The sequence below is a fragment of the Paracoccus sigandri genome (genome assembly GCF_003709565.1).
Lineage (GTDB): Bacteria > Pseudomonadota > Alphaproteobacteria > Rhodobacterales > Rhodobacteraceae > Paracoccus > Paracoccus siganidrum.
The window spans coordinates 247,568-262,348 of the sequence record NZ_QNRC01000001.1 but is presented as its reverse complement, the minus strand read 5'-3'; the positions used below and the strand labels follow the sequence as shown (position 1 = coordinate 262,348).

Here is a 14,781-nt window from a genome sequence, read left to right as displayed (position 1 = left end):
CAGGGGTTGCGCGCAGGGGTGACTGTGCGGCCAAAGGGGCGCAGGATGGCCTGGTGGAGCAACAAGAGCTTCCGCTGATATCCTCCTCACCCGCGCGCAAACGGGTGTCTTGGTTCAGCCGCCGGACCCGGTCGTTCCTCCTCCCTACGACCGGACAATCCGGCGGCTTTTTTTTCGCCTTTGCCGGCAGAGGCTATTCGGCGGTCAGCGAGACGATGCGGCGGGTGGCGGCGGCATAGCCCTCGATCCCCAGCCCGGCGATCACCCCGTCGGCGCGCATCGAGACATAGGAATGGTGCCGGAACGGCTCTCGCTTGTGGACCTGGCTGATATGGACCTCGATCACCGGGCCGTCGAAGGCGTTCAGCGCGTCGAGAATGGCGACCGATGTATGGGTCAGCGCGGCGGGGTTGATGACGATGCCGCAGGCGTCCTCGCGCGCCTCGTGGATCCAGTCCACGATCTGGCCCTCGTGGTTCGATTGCAGCAGCCGGATCTGATAGCCGGGGGCCACGTCGCGGCACAGAAGCCCGACATCCTCCAGCGTCTCGCTGCCATAGATTTCGGGCTGGCGCTTGCCCAGCAGGTTCAGGTTCGGCCCGTTCAGCACATAGATCGTCGGCATCGCTTTCCCCCTTGTCGCCTGGTTGATTGCTAGCCTGTCGCGTCGCCGCTGTCAGCCCCGCCCGCGCCACCTTCGCCCCACAGGTCGCGGCCGATCAGCGCCTTGACCCGGTCGCGGTCCCAGCCGTGATGGGCGGCGGCGGACAGAAGCACGATGGTCTTGGCGAAGGCGGCCATCGGCGTCATGTCCCGCGCGCTGACGGCGCCGATTTCGGCCAGCCAGGCCCCGGCCGCATAGTGGAACGCGCCGACGCTGCCCTGCAGCACCCGGCTGGCCGCGACGATCACCACGCCCGCCGCCTCGGCCTCGGCCAGCGCCTGCCGGATCGCGCCGCGCGCCGGATCGCCGGGCGCGCCGGACGGAAAATTGCCCTCGCCATAGGATTGCAGCACCAGCCCCTTCGCGCCGATCCCGACCGTGGCGCGGATCATCTGCGCCAGGAAGGCATCGCCCGAGGGCAGGGCGCGGGCCGGGAAGGCGTCCATCTGGGCCACGGGATGGGCGTCGATGGCCGCCGCCACGGCGCGCAGCTGGCCGCGCGCCAGGGCCAGCGCGGCGGGATCCGCCAGCGACAGATGCGCGGGCGGCGGGGGCAGGGCGGGCGCGTGCAGCGTGGTGCCGGTGCCCAGCCGGGCCAGGGGCGGCAGATGCGGGCTGGAAAACGCGCCGAAGCTGGTCGTGCTGGTCTTCAGGATGCGGCTGGCGCGGAACAGCTGGCCGTCGAAGAAGGCCGTGACCTCGGGCAGGCGCAGGGCCATGCAGGCCAGCGCGCCGGCCAGGTTGACGAAGGCATCGCTGCCCGCGTTCAGCACCAGCCCCCGCGGGCCTTCCCGAAACAGCGGCAATTGCGATGCGGTCAGGATTACCGGCTTCGACAGCAGGGCCCGCGCCCGGCCGTCCGTCGCCGCGACGTTCAGCAGCATCGGCAGCGCGGCGCCGGTGAAATCCAGCGTATCGGTGCCGTGCAGGATCAGGAAGCCGTCGAAATCGGCGTAATGGTCCAGAACATGGCCCGCCATCCGGCACCAGTCGGCGGGCTGCAGGTCGGTGCTGTCCAGCGTGCTCGACCCGCTTGCGAAGCGCAGGCCGGTGGCGAAATGCAGCTTTAGCGCCGGCAGCCGGGCCTTCTGCGCGGGCATCAGCAGGTCCCGGGCGGCGCGGGCGAAATCCCCGGCGGGCATGGGTGCCAGAGGCTGGCCCACGCAGGAAATCGTGCCGCCGGTATTGATGACGCAGATCCTCATCGCCCGTCCCCTCTGGTCCCGTCGGACCAGAGATAGCGGCACGGGCCCCGCGGCGCCAGCCGGTCAGAACCCCGTATGGGTCTTCAGGAACTCGGCCTCTTCCGGCGTATCCTCGCGGCCCAGCACCTTGTTGCGATGCGGGAAGCGGCCGAAGCGGGCGATGATGTCGCGATGCTGGTGGGCATAGTCCAGCGCGTCGGCGTCGCCAAGCGCCTCGTAGAGCGCGACCGAGCGGTCCTGGTCGCCCAGTTCCTCGCTATGCTCGAAGGGCAGGTAGAGAAACTGCCGCCCCTCGACGTCCAGCTCCGCGTCGAAGCCGCGATCCACCGCAAGGCGCGCATGTTTCACCGCCAGGTCGTTGCTTTCGAAGCTGCGCGGATCGCCGCGGAACATGTTGCGCGGGAACTGGTCCAGAACGACCACCAGCGCCAGCGCGTCCTGCGGCGTCTCGGCCCAACCGTCCAGCTCGCCCCGGTGGGCGGCCTCGTAGGTGGGGCCGAATTCCTCGGCGATGCGGCGGTCGACGGCGTCGGACTTGACGAACCAGTTCGGGCGCATCTCGTCCGAGAACCAGAATGCGTGGACCTCGGCGGCGGATTTGACGGTCATGTGTTGCTCCTTGTTCATTCGGGCAGCGGGATATGTTCGTCGCGGTCGCCCGCGGGCAGGTCGAACAGGCCCTGGCCCCAACGTTCGGCCTGCCACTGGCGTTTCGCCTCCTCGATGCGTTCCTTCGACGAGGCGACGAAATTCCACCAGATATAGCGCGGCCCGCCAAGGGTTTCGCCCCCCAGCGCCATCAGCCGCGCGCCCCGGTCGCCCGCCTGCACGGTGATCGCGTCGCCGGGGCGGAAGACCATCATCCGCCCGGCCTCGAATTCCTGCCCGGCGATGCGGATGCTGCCCTCGGTGACATAGATGCCGCGATCCTCGTGATCGGTGGGCAGCGGAAAGCGGGCGCGGGGGGCCAGTGTCACGTCCAGGTAGAAGGTTTCGGAAAACATCGTCGCGGGCGCCTGCTGGCCATAGGCATGGCCCAGGATCAGCCGGGCGCTGATGCCCTGGTCCTCGACCATCGGCAATTCCTCCTTGCCGTGATGCTCGAATGCGGGTTCCATGTCCTCGTGGTTTTCGGGCAGGGCGATCCAGGTCTGGATGCCGAAGAGGCTGTTCGGCCCTTGCCGCGCCTGGGCCGAGGTGCGTTCGGAATGGGTCACGCCCTTGCCCGCGACCATCCAGTTCAGCGCGCCGGGGCGGATGATCTGGTCGCTGCCGATGCTGTCGCGGTGGTGGAAATCGCCGCGATAGAGATAGGTGACGGTGCCCAGCCCGATATGGGGATGCGGGCGCACGTCGATGCCCTGCCCGGTCAGGAACTCGGCCGGGCCGGCCTGGTCGAAGAAGATGAACGGGCCGACCATCTGCCGCTTGGGGGCGGGCAGGGCGCGGCGGACCTCGAAGCCGCCGATGTCGCGGGCGCGCGGGATGATCAGGGTCTCGATGGCGTCCGGGCCGATCTCGTCGGGGCAGCCCGGTCTCAGGGCGGGGTTCCAGCTCATGGGGGGTCCTCCTGTGGCTGAGGGCAAGGATAGGTGCGAATCCGGCGAACACAAAGACGAAACCCGTTCTGGAAAACCGAACGCGGGGTTGCGGTCCCGCCCCGGTGGCAAGGCCGCGCGGCATTGCGCATCTTGGACGCGACACCCACCCGAAGCGGAGGCGAAGATGAGCAGCGGTATCCATCACGTCACGGCCCTGACCCGGAACGTGCAGGCCAATGTCGATTTCTGGATGGGCTTCCTGGGGCTGGAACTGGTCAAGCAGACCGGCGGCTTCGAGGATGCCGAGCAGCTGCACCTGTTCTATGGCGACGCCCATGGCGCGCCGGGCACGCTGGTCAGCTTCCTTGTCTGGCAGGACGGCGCGCCCGGCCGCACGGGCCACGGCCAGGTGGCCGAGATCGCGCTGGAGATCCCGCGCGCCCGGATCGGCGACTGGCTGACCCGCGCCATGCAGCGGCAGCTGCGGATCGAGGGCCCCTCGCGCGAGTTCGGCGAGCCGGTGCTGCGGCTGAAGGATCCCGACGGCATCATCGTCAAGCTGGTGGGCACCGACATGCCCGACCGGGGCTGGCCCGCCGCGCCGCGCGGAGTGCGGGCGGTGACGATCTGGTCCGAGCTGCCGGAACAGACCGCCGCCTTCCTGTCTGCCTTCGGCTTTCGCGAGGGCCCGGCCGAGGGCGGCGTGCGGCGGCTGGTCTCGGACAGGGATGCGCTGGACATCCGCGATGCCTCGGGCTTCGTGCCCGGCATTCCGGGGACCGGCACCATCGACCACGTGGCGCTGCGGATGCCCGACCTGGCCGCGATCGAGGCCCATCGCGCGCGGCTTGCGCTGCGCAACCATGGCGAGACGGTCGCCCATGACCGCAAGTATTTCCAGTCGCTCTATCTGCGCGAACCCGGCCAGACGCTGATCGAGCTTGCCACCGACGGGCCCGGAATGGCCATCGACGAGGCCCCCGGCCAGCTGGGCCGGACCCTGATGATTCCCCCGCATTTCGCGGCCCGCGCGGATGAGTTGCGCGTCATGCTGCCGCAATTCGCCCGGCCGGGCGAGGAAAGGAGACCGATGCGCGACCTGCCCTTCACCCACCGCTTCCACCAGCCGGACGATCCCGACGGCTCGGTCATGCTTCTGCTGCACGGCACCGGCGGGAACGAATCCGACCTGATGCCGCAGGCCCATCGCATCGCGCCCCGCGCGACCCTTCTGGGCCTGCGGGGGCGCTCGACCGAGGAAGGCGTGGCGCGGTTCTTCCGCCGCAGTTCGATGACCAGCTTCGACCAGGACGACATCCGCGCCGAGGCTGCCGCCTTCGAGGCCTTCCTGCAGGGCGCCGTGGCGGGCTACGGGCTGGACGCCGGCCGGATCACGGTGCTGGGCTATTCCAACGGCGCGAATTTCGCCGGGGCGGTGATGGCGCTGTCTCCGGGCCTGCTGCGCCGGGCGATCCTCGTGCGGCCGATGGCGGTGCTTGACGATCTGCCGCAGGTCGATCTGTCGGGCACGCGGGTCTTGACGCTGGCCGGGACGCGGGACCCTTATGGCGCCTATGCCCCCGCGCTGGAGGACTGGCTGCGCGCCGGCGGCGCCGAACTGGATGCCCGCCGGATCGAGGCCGGGCATGAATTGTCGCCGGCCGACCTGGCGGCGGCGCAGGACTGGATGAAAGGAGCCTGAGATGGCTGAGATCACTGTCACCAAGGAAGAAACCGGCCCCCGCAGCGGGCGCTATGTCGCGCGCGTTCAGGGGATCCAGGCCGAGGCCGAACTGACCTTCACCCGCCGGGGCGAGGGCCGGATCAGCGCCGACCATACCGGCGCGCCCGACGAATTGCGCGGCACCGGCGCGGCGGGGGCGCTGGTGCGCTTCATGGTCGAGGACGCGCGGGCCGAAGGCTTCCGGATCATCCCGCTTTGCCCCTATGTGCAGGCGCAATATGCCAGGAACCCGGACTGGGCGGATGTCTTCACCACCGCGCCCGGTGAAAAGCCGAAGCTGCCGGGCTGAGGCCGACCCGGCGCGATGCGAAAGCCCGCAGCGGTGGCGCTGCGGGCGATACGTGTTGCGGGCGGGCGGGTCAGAGCGCGGAAAACACCGTGCCCCAGGGATCGCGCAGCACCCGGCCGGCATGGTCGGGGGCGTCCAACACGATCTCGGCCAGCCCGGTCATCTGCGGGTCGCGCAGCCCGGCGCCGCGGCTGTTCCAGACATTGCCCGCCAGATGGTGGTGATAGCCGTCCCAGCCATACCAGGCGCCGCCGGGGCCGTCGAAGGTCCGGGTCAGGCCCAGTTCGCCCCGGAAGAAGGCATCGGCGCGGTCCAGGTCGCCGACCTGCAGGTGCACATGGCCGATGCGGCTGCCATCCGGCGCGCCCTGCCAGTCGCCGCTTGCGGCGCGCGACAGCGTGTCCAGGTCCAGCCGGCGGGTGAACATCTCGATCCGGTCGCCGTCGCGAACCCAGTCCGACGGCGGGCGGTCCCAATAGATCTCGATGCCGTTGCCCTCGGGGTCGTCCAGATACAGCGCCTCGCTGACGCCGTGGTCCGAGGCGCCGGTCAGCTGCACCCCGGTCTCGGCAGCATGGCGCAGCCAGCGGCCCAGATCGGCGCGCTGGGGCAGCAGGAAGGCGGTGTGGAACAGCCCCGCCTGGTGCGGATCGCGCGGGTGGGCCTGGGGGTCGTGGCGCAGTTCCAGCAATGTGCGGTCCCCGGCCCCCAGCCGCCGCATGGCATCGTCGCCGCCCTGCGGGACCAGCCCCAGCGCGGTCTCGTAGAAGGCCGCCATGCCGGGCAGGTCGCGCACCGTCAGGGCGACATGGTCGATGGAGCGTGGGGTCATTGCGTCCTCCTGATCTCGGTTGCGCGGCCGGGACGAATGCTCAGCCGATGCTGGCGGCGAAGCCGGCCACGAAATCCGCCAGCCGCTTGCGGGTCGCCGCATCGGTCAGGTTGCCCTCGGCGTCGAACAGATCGCCCGCCCGCGACACCATCAGCCGCCCTTCCCAGCATGGCCGCGTGTTCAGCGTGCGCAGGACCGGCAGCCAATGCGTCTGGGCCAGCGTGGTGCCGAAATTGCCGGGCGAGGCGCCGGTGACGGCGACGGGCTTGCCCTTGAACAGCTTCAGCCCCTCGCCCCGCGACATCCAGTCGATGGCGTTCTTGAAGACGCCCGGAACGCCGTTGTTGTATTCGGGCGAGACCAGCAGCAGCCCGTCCGCCTCGGCCAGCTGTTCGTTCAGCCGGGCGACGGCGGCGGGCGTGCCGTTCGCGGCCTCGTCGTCGCCATCATAGAGCGGCACCCCGGCGATCGAGCCGATGACGATCTCGACCCCGTCCGGCGCCAGCTGGGCGGCGGCGCGCAGCAGGCCCGAATTGAACGAGGCGCGCCGCAGGCTGCCCGAAAGGCCCAGAATCTTCGTCATGCGTCTTTCCTTCCCGTTGAAGGGGGCGGCGGCCCGCCCCCCTGTTGCATGGTTCCGCCGGGTTCAGTCCAGCGGCTTCAGCCCGGCCTCGATCTGCGCGCGCTTCGGTTCCAGGAAGGGTGGCAGCGACAGCGCCTGGCCCATCGTCTCGCGCGGCTCGTCCACATCGAAGCCGGGATCGTCCGTGGCGATCTCGAACAGATTGCCCGCCGGCTCGCGGAAGTAAAGCGAGCGGAAGTAGTAACGCTCGACCTCGCCGGAATTCGGCACGCGGAATTCGGCCAGCCGCTGCGCCCAGTCGCGGATCGTGGGACGGTCGGGCACGCGGAAGGCGACGTGATGGACCGCGCCCGCGCCCTGGCGCGCGGTGGGCAGGCCGGGCTGGACGGCGACGTGCAATTCCGCCGCCGCGCCGCCCTCGCCCATCTCGAAGACATGGACCTGGCCTTCGCCGTCGGGGCTGGGATAGTCGCGCATGCGGCGCATGTTCATCACCTGCGTCAGCACCGCCTCGGTCGGGGCCAGTTCGGGGACCGAGATGGTGATCGGCCCCAGCCCGCGGATCTGGTGCGGGGCGGGAACCGGGCTGTCCTGCCACGGCTCGCCCACCGGCTGCGGGGCGGCGACAAGGCGCAGGCGCTGGCCCTCGGGATCCTCCAGATCCAGGCTGGCGCGGCCGTCCAGCGTGGCGATCTTGCCGGTGGAAACACCCAGATCGGCCAGCCGCCCGGCCCAGAAGTCCAGGCTGTCCTCGGCCACGCGCAGCCCGGTGCGGCTGATCGAATGGGTGCCGCGCCGTTCGCGCGCGACCGGCCAGTCGAAGAAGGTGATGTCGGTGCCGGGCGTGCCGGCGCCATCGGCGAAGAACAGGTGATAGGCCGAGGTGTCGTCCTGGTTGACCGTCTTCTTGACGCGGCGCAGGCCGAGCGTCTGGGTATAGAAGCGGTTGTTGCCCGGCGCGTCGGCGGTGATCGCCGTCAGGTGGTGGATGCCGGTCAGTTGCATTTGCGACCTCCTTTCGGGAAGCGTTCATGGGTCTGGCTGCAATATGGCGCGGCGCCCCCGTTCGCGGCACCGGGCAGGGCGGCAAAGCGGCGTTCGGATATTGCGAACGGCCCAGAGGGCGGTAATGTTCCCTCATGGGCTGGACGATCAACGACATAGAGACCTTCCTGGCGGTTCTGGACGCGGGCAGCATCTCGGGCGCCGCGGCGCGGGCGGACCTGTCGAAATCCGTGGTCAGCAAGCGGATCAGCGATTTCGAGGCGGCGCTTGGCGTGCCGCTGTTCACGCGCCATGCCGGCCGGATCGCGCCCACCGACACCGCCCACGCGCTGGCCGAGCGGCTGCGCCCGGCGCTGGCCGAACTGGTCGCGGCGACCGAAAGCGTGGCGGGCGGCGAGGCCGAGCTGCGCGGCCGGCTGTCCGTCGCCGCGCCGATGAGCTTCGGCATCCGCCACCTGGGCCCGGTGATCGCCGGCTTCGCCCGCGCCCATCCGGGGCTGGAGATCGTGCTGGACTATGACGACCAGCTGACCGACCTGGGCCGCTCGGGCTTCGACGTGGGCCTGCGCATCGGGCTGATGAAGGACAGCACGCTGATGGCGCGGCGGGTCTGCGAGGATCCGCGCGCGCTGGTCGCCAGCCCCGACTACCTGGCCCGGCACGGCCCGGTCGCGACGCCCGCGCAACTGCCGGATCACGAGATCATCCTCTATCTGAACGCCCGGCTGTCCGAGATCTGGCCCTTCGGCCCCGAGATCCGCCCGCCGCGTCCCGGCCGGGTGACGGCCAATAACGGCGAGGCGATGCGGGACCTGGCCATCGGCGGGGTCGGGCTGGCGCTGCTGCCGCTGTTCATCGTCCATGACGCCCTGCGCGACGGGCGGCTGGTGCGGCTGCTGCCCGGCCTGCCGCAGCAGCCGCTGCCGGTCAGCCTGGTCTGGCCCCCGGTGCGGCCGATGCCGCGCAAGTTGCGCCTGTTCATCGATCATGTGACCAATGCTTTTGCCGATTCCCCGCCCTGGCAACGCGGGCTGCAGGATGGCGATGACGAGGGGGAAACCGGATGACCAACACGCTGTTCGACGCGCTGATGGGCGCGCATCAGGGCGATACGCGGCCCGTGCTGATCCGCCCGGACGGCACGCAGATCAGCTATGACGGGCTCTACCGCCTGTCGGGGCGGCTGGCGAACATGCTGGCGGCGCAGGGGGTGGAGCCCGGCGACCGCGTGGCCGTGCAGGCCGGGAAATCGCCCGAGGCGATGGCGCTGTATCTGGCCACGGTGCGGGCGGGGGCGGTGTTTCTGCCGCTGAACCCCGCCTATACGCCGGCCGAGATCGCCTATTTCATCGGCGACGCGGAACCGGCGCTGGTCGTCTGCGACCCCGCCCGCGCCGGGCAGCGCGATGATTTCATGCCCTCGGGCACCCGGCTGCTGACCCTTGGCGCCGATGGCGGCGGCAGCCTGACCGAGGCCGCCAAGGGCCATCCCGAGGAGCACCGCCCCTGCGCCCGCAAGGGCCGCGACCTGGCGGCGATCCTCTATACCTCGGGGACGACGGGGCGGTCCAAGGGCGCGATGCTGAGCCATGACAACCTGCTGTCCAATGCCCGCGTGCTGGTGGACGAATGGCGCTTCACCCCCGACGACGTGCTGCTGCACGCGCTGCCGATCTTCCACACCCACGGGCTGTTCGTCGCCTCGAATGTGGTGATGCTGTCGGGCGGCGCGATGATCTGGCTGGCGAAGTTCGACCTGGACGAGGTCATCCGGCTGCTGCCGCGGGCGACCGCGATGATGGGCGTGCCGACCTTCTACACGCGGCTGCTGGACCGGCCCGATTTCGACCGGGACCTGGTGGCGGGGATGCGGCTGTTCACCTCGGGCAGCGCGCCCTTGCTGGCCGAGACCCATCGCGCCTTCGAGGAGCGGACCGGGCACCGGATCCTGGAGCGCTATGGCATGACCGAGACCAGCATGAGCACCTCGAACCCCTATGAGGGCGACAGGCGGGCGGGCACGGTCGGGCTGCCGCTGCCCGGCGTCGAGCTGCGCATCACCGCGGGCGGCAAGCCGGTCGCCGCGGGCGAGATCGGCATGATCGAGGTGCGCGGCCAGAACGTCTTTCGCGGCTATTGGCGGATGCCCGAGAAGACCGCCGAGGAACTGACCGACGATGGCTGGTTCACCACCGGCGACCTGGGGCAGGTGGACGGGGACGGCTATGTCACCATCGTCGGGCGCGACAAGGACCTGATCATCTCGGGCGGGTTCAACATCTATCCCAAGGAGGTCGAGGAGGAGATCGACCGGCTGCCGGGGGTGCTGGAAAGCGCGGTGATCGGCCTGCCGCATCCCGACCTGGGCGAGGGGGTGGTGGCGGTGGTGGCGCGCCGGCCCGGCGCCCATATCGAGCCCGAGGCGATCCTGGCGGGGCTGGAGGGCCGGCTGGCGCGGTTCAAGCAGCCCCGGCAGGTGCTGGTCGTCGAGGCCCTGCCGCGCAATGCCATGGGCAAGGTGCAGAAGGCCGCCCTGCGCGCCGAACATGCCGGGCTGTTCGCGGGGTGAGGCGGCCTGCGCTTGCGCTTGGCGGCGCGGTGGCGGGAGGCTGCCTGCCCCCCGGCCGCCGTTCCGGCGGCTCCCCCCGGGGATATTTGGGCCAAGATGAAAGGAACCGGGCTTTGCGCGGGGCGGGATCCGGGGATATGCAGGCGTCGGGCGGTTCGCGGGGCGCGGGCCGGCGAGAAGGGGGAAAGATGCTGGTCGATCCGAATGCGCCGTTCTTCAGGCGGCTGTGGGTGCGGGTGCTGTGCGTGGTGCTGCCGCTGATCTGGGCGGGGGTGGAGTTGTATAACGACAGCCCGTTCTGGGCGGTGCTGTTCGGCGGGGCCGGGATCTATCTGTTCCTGGCGCTGTTCGTCTGGCGCAAGCCCGAGGGCTGAGCGCCCCCCGCCGGGCAGGGCGCGGCGTCAGGCGACGGTCAGCTTCGGGCTGCCTTCGAGCCAGGCGAAGCCGTTCGGGGGCAGCGATAGGCGGCCCTTGGCAAGCGTGGCATGGGCGGGGCCGGTAAGCGCCGTCTTGCCGCTGACGGTCAGGATGGCCGGGTCTTTCGACAGGTTGAACAGGCAGGTGACGCTTTGCCCTTCATGGCTGCGGCAGAGGCCCAGGATCGGCTCGGGCAGGTCCAGGAAGGCCGCCTTGCCCCAGCGCAGTGCCGGCGTCGCCTTGCGCAACGCGATGGTGGCGCGATAGGCGGCAAGGACGCTGTCGTTCCGGGCCATCTGCCCGGCCACGGCGCGCTCGGCCTGGGGCGGCTTCATCGGCAGCCATGGCCGCGCCGCGCTGAAGCCGGCATTGGGTTCGCTTGCGTCCCAGGCCATCGGCGTGCGGCAGCCGTCGCGGCCCCGGACCTCGGGCCAGAAGCGCAGGGCGGGCGGGTCGGTCAGTTCCTCATAGGCCAGGTCGGTTTCCAGCTGGCCCAGTTCCTCGCCCTGGTAGAGGCAGATGGTGCCGGGGAAGGACAGCAGCATCGCCGCCGCCTGGCGGGCCAGCGCCTCGGGATCCAGCGCATGGTCCGACCAGCGGCTGACATGGCGGATCACGTCGTGGTTCGAGAAGCTCCAGCAGGAATGGCCGTCCGGGGCGCCTTCGCGCACGCCCTCGATGGCGCGGCGGAAATGCGCGGCGGTGAAGGCCGGGCTGAGCATCTCGAAGCTGTAGCACATGTGCAGCCGGTCGTTGCCGGCGGTGTATTCGGCCATGATGTCGATCGCCGCCTGGCCGCCGTCGCCGACCTCGCCCACCATCATCCGCGCCTCGTATTCGTCGGTCAGCTGCCGCATCCGCCGCAGGAAGGCGATGTTGTCCGGCCGGTTCTTGGAAAAGACATGGCGCTGGAAGCCGTAGGTCTCGGGGCCGTCATGGTCGGGATTGGGCGGGTTGTCGCGCAGCGCCGCGTCGTGGAAGTAATAGTTCACCGTGTCCAGCCGGAAGCCGTCCACGCCGCGATCCAGCCAGAAGCGCATTGTGTCCAGCAGCGCGTCCTGCACCGGCTTGTGGTGGAAGTTCAGGTCGGGCTGCTCGGCCAGGAAGTTGTGCAGGTAATACTGGCGGCGGCGCGGCTCCCATTCCCATGCCGGGCCGCCGAAGACCGAAGGCCAGTTCGAGGGCGGCGTGCCGTCGGGCCTGGGATCGGCCCAGACATACCAGTCGGCCCTGGGATTCGTGCGGCTGGTGCGGCTTTCCTGGAACCAGGGATGCTTGTCGCTGGTATGGCTGAGCACCTGGTCGATGATGACCTTCAGCCCCAGCTGGTGGGCGCGGGCGACCATCGCGTCGAAATCGGCCAGGGTGCCGAACAGCGGATCGATCCCGGTATAGTCCGACACGTCATAGCCCATGTCCTTCATCGGCGAGGTGAAGATCGGCGACAGCCAGATCGCATCCGCCCCCAGCCCCGCCACATGGTCCAGCCGGCCGGTGATGCCCTGCAGGTCGCCGATCCCGTCGCCGTCGCTGTCCTGAAAGCTGCGGGGATAGATCTGGTAGATCACCGCGTCGCGCCACCATTCGGTCATGAAGCTCTCCTTGTCGGTCGCCGGGATTCGGTCCGGGGCATCCGAGCATGACAATAGCGTGCAGCGAAAGGCTGTGTTAGCGTTAACTGATGTCGTGGATCCGGCATTGCCCGAATCTTTCCGCGGGGTAGAGTGAGGCTGATGAAAGCGATGGCACATCCCCCCGGTCTTGGCCCCGAGGACGCGGCGCGTCTGGCGGCGGGCAGCCATGATCGTCCCTTCGAGGTTCTGGGCCCGCACGAGGCCGGGGGGGCGCGCTGGCTGGTGGCCTTCCAGCCCGGCACCGCGGCGCTGAGCGCGCTGACCGATGCCGGCGAGGTCGCGCTGCCCCGCATCGGGCGCGATCTTTTCGCCGGGCGGATCGGGGCCGGTCCCTATCGGCTGCGGGCGGTGGACGGCGATGGCGCGGCGCGGGATTTCGAGGATCCCTATCGCTTCGGCCCGGTCCTGGGCGAGGTCGACCTGCACCTGCTGGGCGAGGGCACGCATCATCGGCTGTGGCAGGCGCTTGGCGCGCATGTGACGCAGCACCAGGGCGTGGCGGGCACGCATTTCGCGGTCTGGGCGCCCAATGCGCGGCGGGTCTCGGTGGTGGGCGATTTCAACCGCTGGGACGGGCGCTGCCACCCGATGCGGCGCATCGGCAGCGGGCTGTGGGAGATCTTCCTGCCCGGAATCGGCGATGGCGCGATCTACAAATACGAGATCGTCGACGCGAACGGCCTGCCGGTGCCGAAGGCCGATCCGGTCGGCTTCGGCGCCCAGCATCCGCCGGAAAAGGCCAGCATGGTGCGCGACATCGCCGGCTATGGCTGGCATGACGGCGGCTGGATGGAGATCCGCGCGGCCGCCCATGACCGGGGCGCGCCGATCTCGATATACGAGGTGCATCTGGGCTCGTGGCGGCGGCGGCTGGACCAGGGGGGGCGGCCGCTCTCCTATCGCGAACTGGCGCATGACCTGGTCAACTATGTCCGCGACATGGGCTTCACCCATCTGGAGCTGCTGCCGATCAGCGAGTTTCCCTTCGACGGCTCCTGGGGCTATCAGCCGGTCGGGCTTTACGCGCCGACGATCCGCTTCGGCCCGCCGCATGAATTCCGCGACCTGGTCGATGCCGCGCATCGCGCCGGGCTGGGGGTGATCCTGGACTGGGTGCCCGGCCATTTCCCGACCGATGCCCATGGCCTGGCGCGGTTCGACGGCACCGCGCTTTACGAGCACGAGGACCCGCGCGAGGGGTTCCACCAGGACTGGAACACGCTGATCTACAACTATGGCCGCATCGAGGTGAAGAACTTCCTGGTCTCCAACGCCTTGTATTGGCTGAAGGAATATCACATCGACGGGCTGCGGGTGGATGCGGTGGCCTCGATGCTCTATCGCGACTATTCCCGCGGGCCGGGGCAATGGGTGCCCAACAAGGATGGCGGGCGCGAGAATTACGAGGCCATCGCCTTCCTGCGCGACATGAACGTCGCCGCCTATGGCGAGGCGCCGGGGATCATGACCGTGGCCGAGGAAAGCACCTCTTTCCCCAGGGTCTCGGCGCCGGTCGATGCGGGGGGGCTGGGCTTCGGCTACAAGTGGAACATGGGCTGGATGAACGACACGCTGCGCTACATCCAGATGGACCCGGTCCACCGGAAATATCACCACGACCAGATGACCTTCGGGCTGGTCTATGCGTTTTCGGAAAACTTCATCCTGCCGATCAGCCATGACGAGGTGGTCCATGGCAAGGGCAGCATGTTGCGCAAGATGCCGGGCGACGAATGGCAGCAATTCGCCAATCTGCGCGCCTATTACGGCTTCATGTGGTGCCATCCGGGCAAGAAGCTTCTGTTCATGGGCTGCGAGTTCGGCCAGCCCGAGGAATGGAACCACAATGGCGAGCTGAACTGGCCGGCGGCGGAGCGGCCCCTGCACCGGGGCGTGCAGTCGCTGGTGCGCGATCTGAACCGGCTTTACCGCGAAATGCCCGCGCTGCACCGGCTGGATGCCGAATCCGCGGGCTTCGAATGGATCCGCAACGATGCCGAGCAATCGGTGCTGGCCTGGATCCGGCGCGGGGGGGATGATGCCCCCCAGGTGCTGGCGATCTGCAACTTCACCCCGGTCGAGCGGTCCGATTTCCGCATCGGCGTGCCCGTGGCGGGCCGCTGGCGCGAGGCGCTGAACACCGATGCGGCGATCTATGGCGGCGCGGGCAAGGGCAACCTGGGCGGCGTGACCGCCGATGCGGCGCCGCTGGACGGGCAGGCGGCCTCGATCCGGGTGCTGCTGCCGGCGCTGTCGGTACTGGTTTTCGTCTGGGAGGGCGAATGAGTTTCGGACTGG

Annotated in this window: 14 protein-coding genes; 6 read left to right on the top strand and 8 right to left on the bottom strand. The window is 69.6% G+C overall.

Features of this window, described 5'->3' with window-relative positions; translation table 11 throughout:
• Positions 1-193 precede the first annotated feature (193 nt).
• From aroQ to C9E82_RS01365, 4 genes are all read right to left on the bottom strand, one after another.
• Positions 194-625 carry a type II 3-dehydroquinate dehydratase gene (gene aroQ, locus C9E82_RS01380; RefSeq protein WP_119901147.1) on the bottom strand — a complete coding sequence of 144 codons (432 nt, stop codon included), beginning with the start codon at positions 623-625 and terminating at the stop codon, positions 194-196.
• A gap of 29 nt (positions 626-654) precedes the next feature.
• A complete protein-coding gene (locus C9E82_RS01375) occupies positions 655-1,869 on the bottom strand; it encodes an asparaginase domain-containing protein (RefSeq protein ID WP_122449171.1) in 1,215 nt (404 codons plus the stop codon).
• Positions 1,870-1,932: 63 nt separating this feature from the next.
• Positions 1,933-2,478: a DUF924 family protein gene (locus C9E82_RS01370; protein ID WP_119899925.1), complete on the bottom strand. Its 546-nt coding sequence runs from the start codon at positions 2,476-2,478 to the stop codon at positions 1,933-1,935.
• A 14-nt stretch (positions 2,479-2,492) separates the two neighbouring features.
• Positions 2,493-3,428 (bottom strand): pirin family protein, encoded by a 936-nt coding sequence (locus C9E82_RS01365; protein ID WP_119899923.1) that lies wholly within the window; start codon positions 3,426-3,428, stop codon positions 2,493-2,495.
• Between the two features lie 166 nt (positions 3,429-3,594).
• Between C9E82_RS01365 and C9E82_RS01360 the strand changes: the two genes are divergently transcribed.
• The gene (locus C9E82_RS01360) at positions 3,595-5,112 is read left to right on the top strand and encodes a VOC family protein (protein WP_119899921.1); all 1,518 of its coding nucleotides are present in this window, start codon (positions 3,595-3,597) and stop codon (positions 5,110-5,112) included.
• A gap of 1 nt (position 5,113) precedes the next feature.
• Positions 5,114-5,443, top strand: coding sequence for a GNAT family N-acetyltransferase (locus C9E82_RS01355; RefSeq protein WP_119899918.1), 330 nt, complete (start codon positions 5,114-5,116; stop codon positions 5,441-5,443).
• 70 nt (positions 5,444-5,513) lie between these two features.
• On the opposite strand, the gene C9E82_RS01350 is transcribed toward C9E82_RS01355, so the two are convergent.
• From C9E82_RS01350 to C9E82_RS01340, 3 genes are all read right to left on the bottom strand, one after another.
• Positions 5,514-6,275, bottom strand: coding sequence for a VOC family protein (locus C9E82_RS01350; RefSeq protein WP_119899916.1), 762 nt, complete (start codon positions 6,273-6,275; stop codon positions 5,514-5,516).
• 40 nt (positions 6,276-6,315) lie between these two features.
• Entirely contained in the window at positions 6,316-6,858 is a 543-nt protein-coding gene (locus tag C9E82_RS01345) for an NADPH-dependent FMN reductase (RefSeq protein ID WP_119899914.1), read from the bottom strand.
• 63 nt (positions 6,859-6,921) lie between these two features.
• Positions 6,922-7,863, bottom strand: coding sequence for a ring-cleaving dioxygenase (locus C9E82_RS01340; protein WP_119899911.1), 942 nt, complete (start codon positions 7,861-7,863; stop codon positions 6,922-6,924).
• Between the two features lie 134 nt (positions 7,864-7,997).
• On the opposite strand from C9E82_RS01340, the gene C9E82_RS01335 reads away from it, so the two are divergent.
• The 3 genes from C9E82_RS01335 to C9E82_RS01325 all read left to right on the top strand — a co-directional run bounded on the left by C9E82_RS01335 (position 7,998) and on the right by C9E82_RS01325 (position 10,806).
• Positions 7,998-8,930 (top strand): LysR family transcriptional regulator, encoded by a 933-nt coding sequence (locus C9E82_RS01335; protein WP_119899909.1) that lies wholly within the window; start codon positions 7,998-8,000, stop codon positions 8,928-8,930.
• Positions 8,927-10,432, top strand: a complete 1,506-nt coding sequence (locus C9E82_RS01330) for a malonate--CoA ligase (protein ID WP_119899907.1) — start codon at positions 8,927-8,929, stop codon at positions 10,430-10,432. Before C9E82_RS01335 ends, C9E82_RS01330 begins: the two co-directional genes overlap by 4 nt.
• A gap of 188 nt (positions 10,433-10,620) precedes the next feature.
• Complete coding sequence (locus C9E82_RS01325) at positions 10,621-10,806, top strand: hypothetical protein (RefSeq protein WP_119899904.1); 186 nt, start codon at positions 10,621-10,623, stop codon at positions 10,804-10,806.
• A 27-nt stretch (positions 10,807-10,833) separates the two neighbouring features.
• Here the strand turns inward: C9E82_RS01325 and C9E82_RS01320 are convergent, their stop codons facing one another.
• Entirely contained in the window at positions 10,834-12,441 is a 1,608-nt protein-coding gene (locus C9E82_RS01320; RefSeq protein ID WP_119899901.1) for an alpha-glucosidase, read from the bottom strand.
• Between the two features lie 141 nt (positions 12,442-12,582).
• Between C9E82_RS01320 and glgB the strand changes: the two genes are divergently transcribed.
• Positions 12,583-14,769, top strand: a complete 2,187-nt coding sequence (glgB, locus tag C9E82_RS01315; protein WP_170162139.1) for a 1,4-alpha-glucan branching protein GlgB — start codon at positions 12,583-12,585, stop codon at positions 14,767-14,769.
• Positions 14,770-14,781: the final 12 nt, after the last annotated feature.

Coding starts and splice junctions, on each gene's coding strand:
- C9E82_RS01320 (WP_119899901.1), bottom strand. CDS start 12,441: ATGACCGAATGGTGGCGCGACGCGGTGATCTACCAGATCTATCCCCGC.
- C9E82_RS01350 (WP_119899916.1), bottom strand. CDS start 6,275: ATGACCCCACGCTCCATCGACCATGTCGCCCTGACGGTGCGCGACCTG.
- C9E82_RS01345 (WP_119899914.1), bottom strand. CDS start 6,858: ATGACGAAGATTCTGGGCCTTTCGGGCAGCCTGCGGCGCGCCTCGTTC.
- C9E82_RS01360 (WP_119899921.1), top strand. CDS start 3,595: ATGAGCAGCGGTATCCATCACGTCACGGCCCTGACCCGGAACGTGCAG.
- C9E82_RS01370 (WP_119899925.1), bottom strand. CDS start 2,478: ATGACCGTCAAATCCGCCGCCGAGGTCCACGCATTCTGGTTCTCGGAC.
- C9E82_RS01330 (WP_119899907.1), top strand. CDS start 8,927: ATGACCAACACGCTGTTCGACGCGCTGATGGGCGCGCATCAGGGCGAT.
- aroQ (WP_119901147.1), bottom strand. CDS start 625: ATGCCGACGATCTATGTGCTGAACGGGCCGAACCTGAACCTGCTGGGC.
- C9E82_RS01375 (WP_122449171.1), bottom strand. CDS start 1,869: ATGAGGATCTGCGTCATCAATACCGGCGGCACGATTTCCTGCGTGGGC.
- C9E82_RS01365 (WP_119899923.1), bottom strand. CDS start 3,428: ATGAGCTGGAACCCCGCCCTGAGACCGGGCTGCCCCGACGAGATCGGC.
- C9E82_RS01355 (WP_119899918.1), top strand. CDS start 5,114: ATGGCTGAGATCACTGTCACCAAGGAAGAAACCGGCCCCCGCAGCGGG.
- glgB (WP_170162139.1), top strand. CDS start 12,583: ATGAAAGCGATGGCACATCCCCCCGGTCTTGGCCCCGAGGACGCGGCG.
- C9E82_RS01335 (WP_119899909.1), top strand. CDS start 7,998: ATGGGCTGGACGATCAACGACATAGAGACCTTCCTGGCGGTTCTGGAC.
- C9E82_RS01340 (WP_119899911.1), bottom strand. CDS start 7,863: ATGCAACTGACCGGCATCCACCACCTGACGGCGATCACCGCCGACGCG.
- C9E82_RS01325 (WP_119899904.1), top strand. CDS start 10,621: ATGCTGGTCGATCCGAATGCGCCGTTCTTCAGGCGGCTGTGGGTGCGG.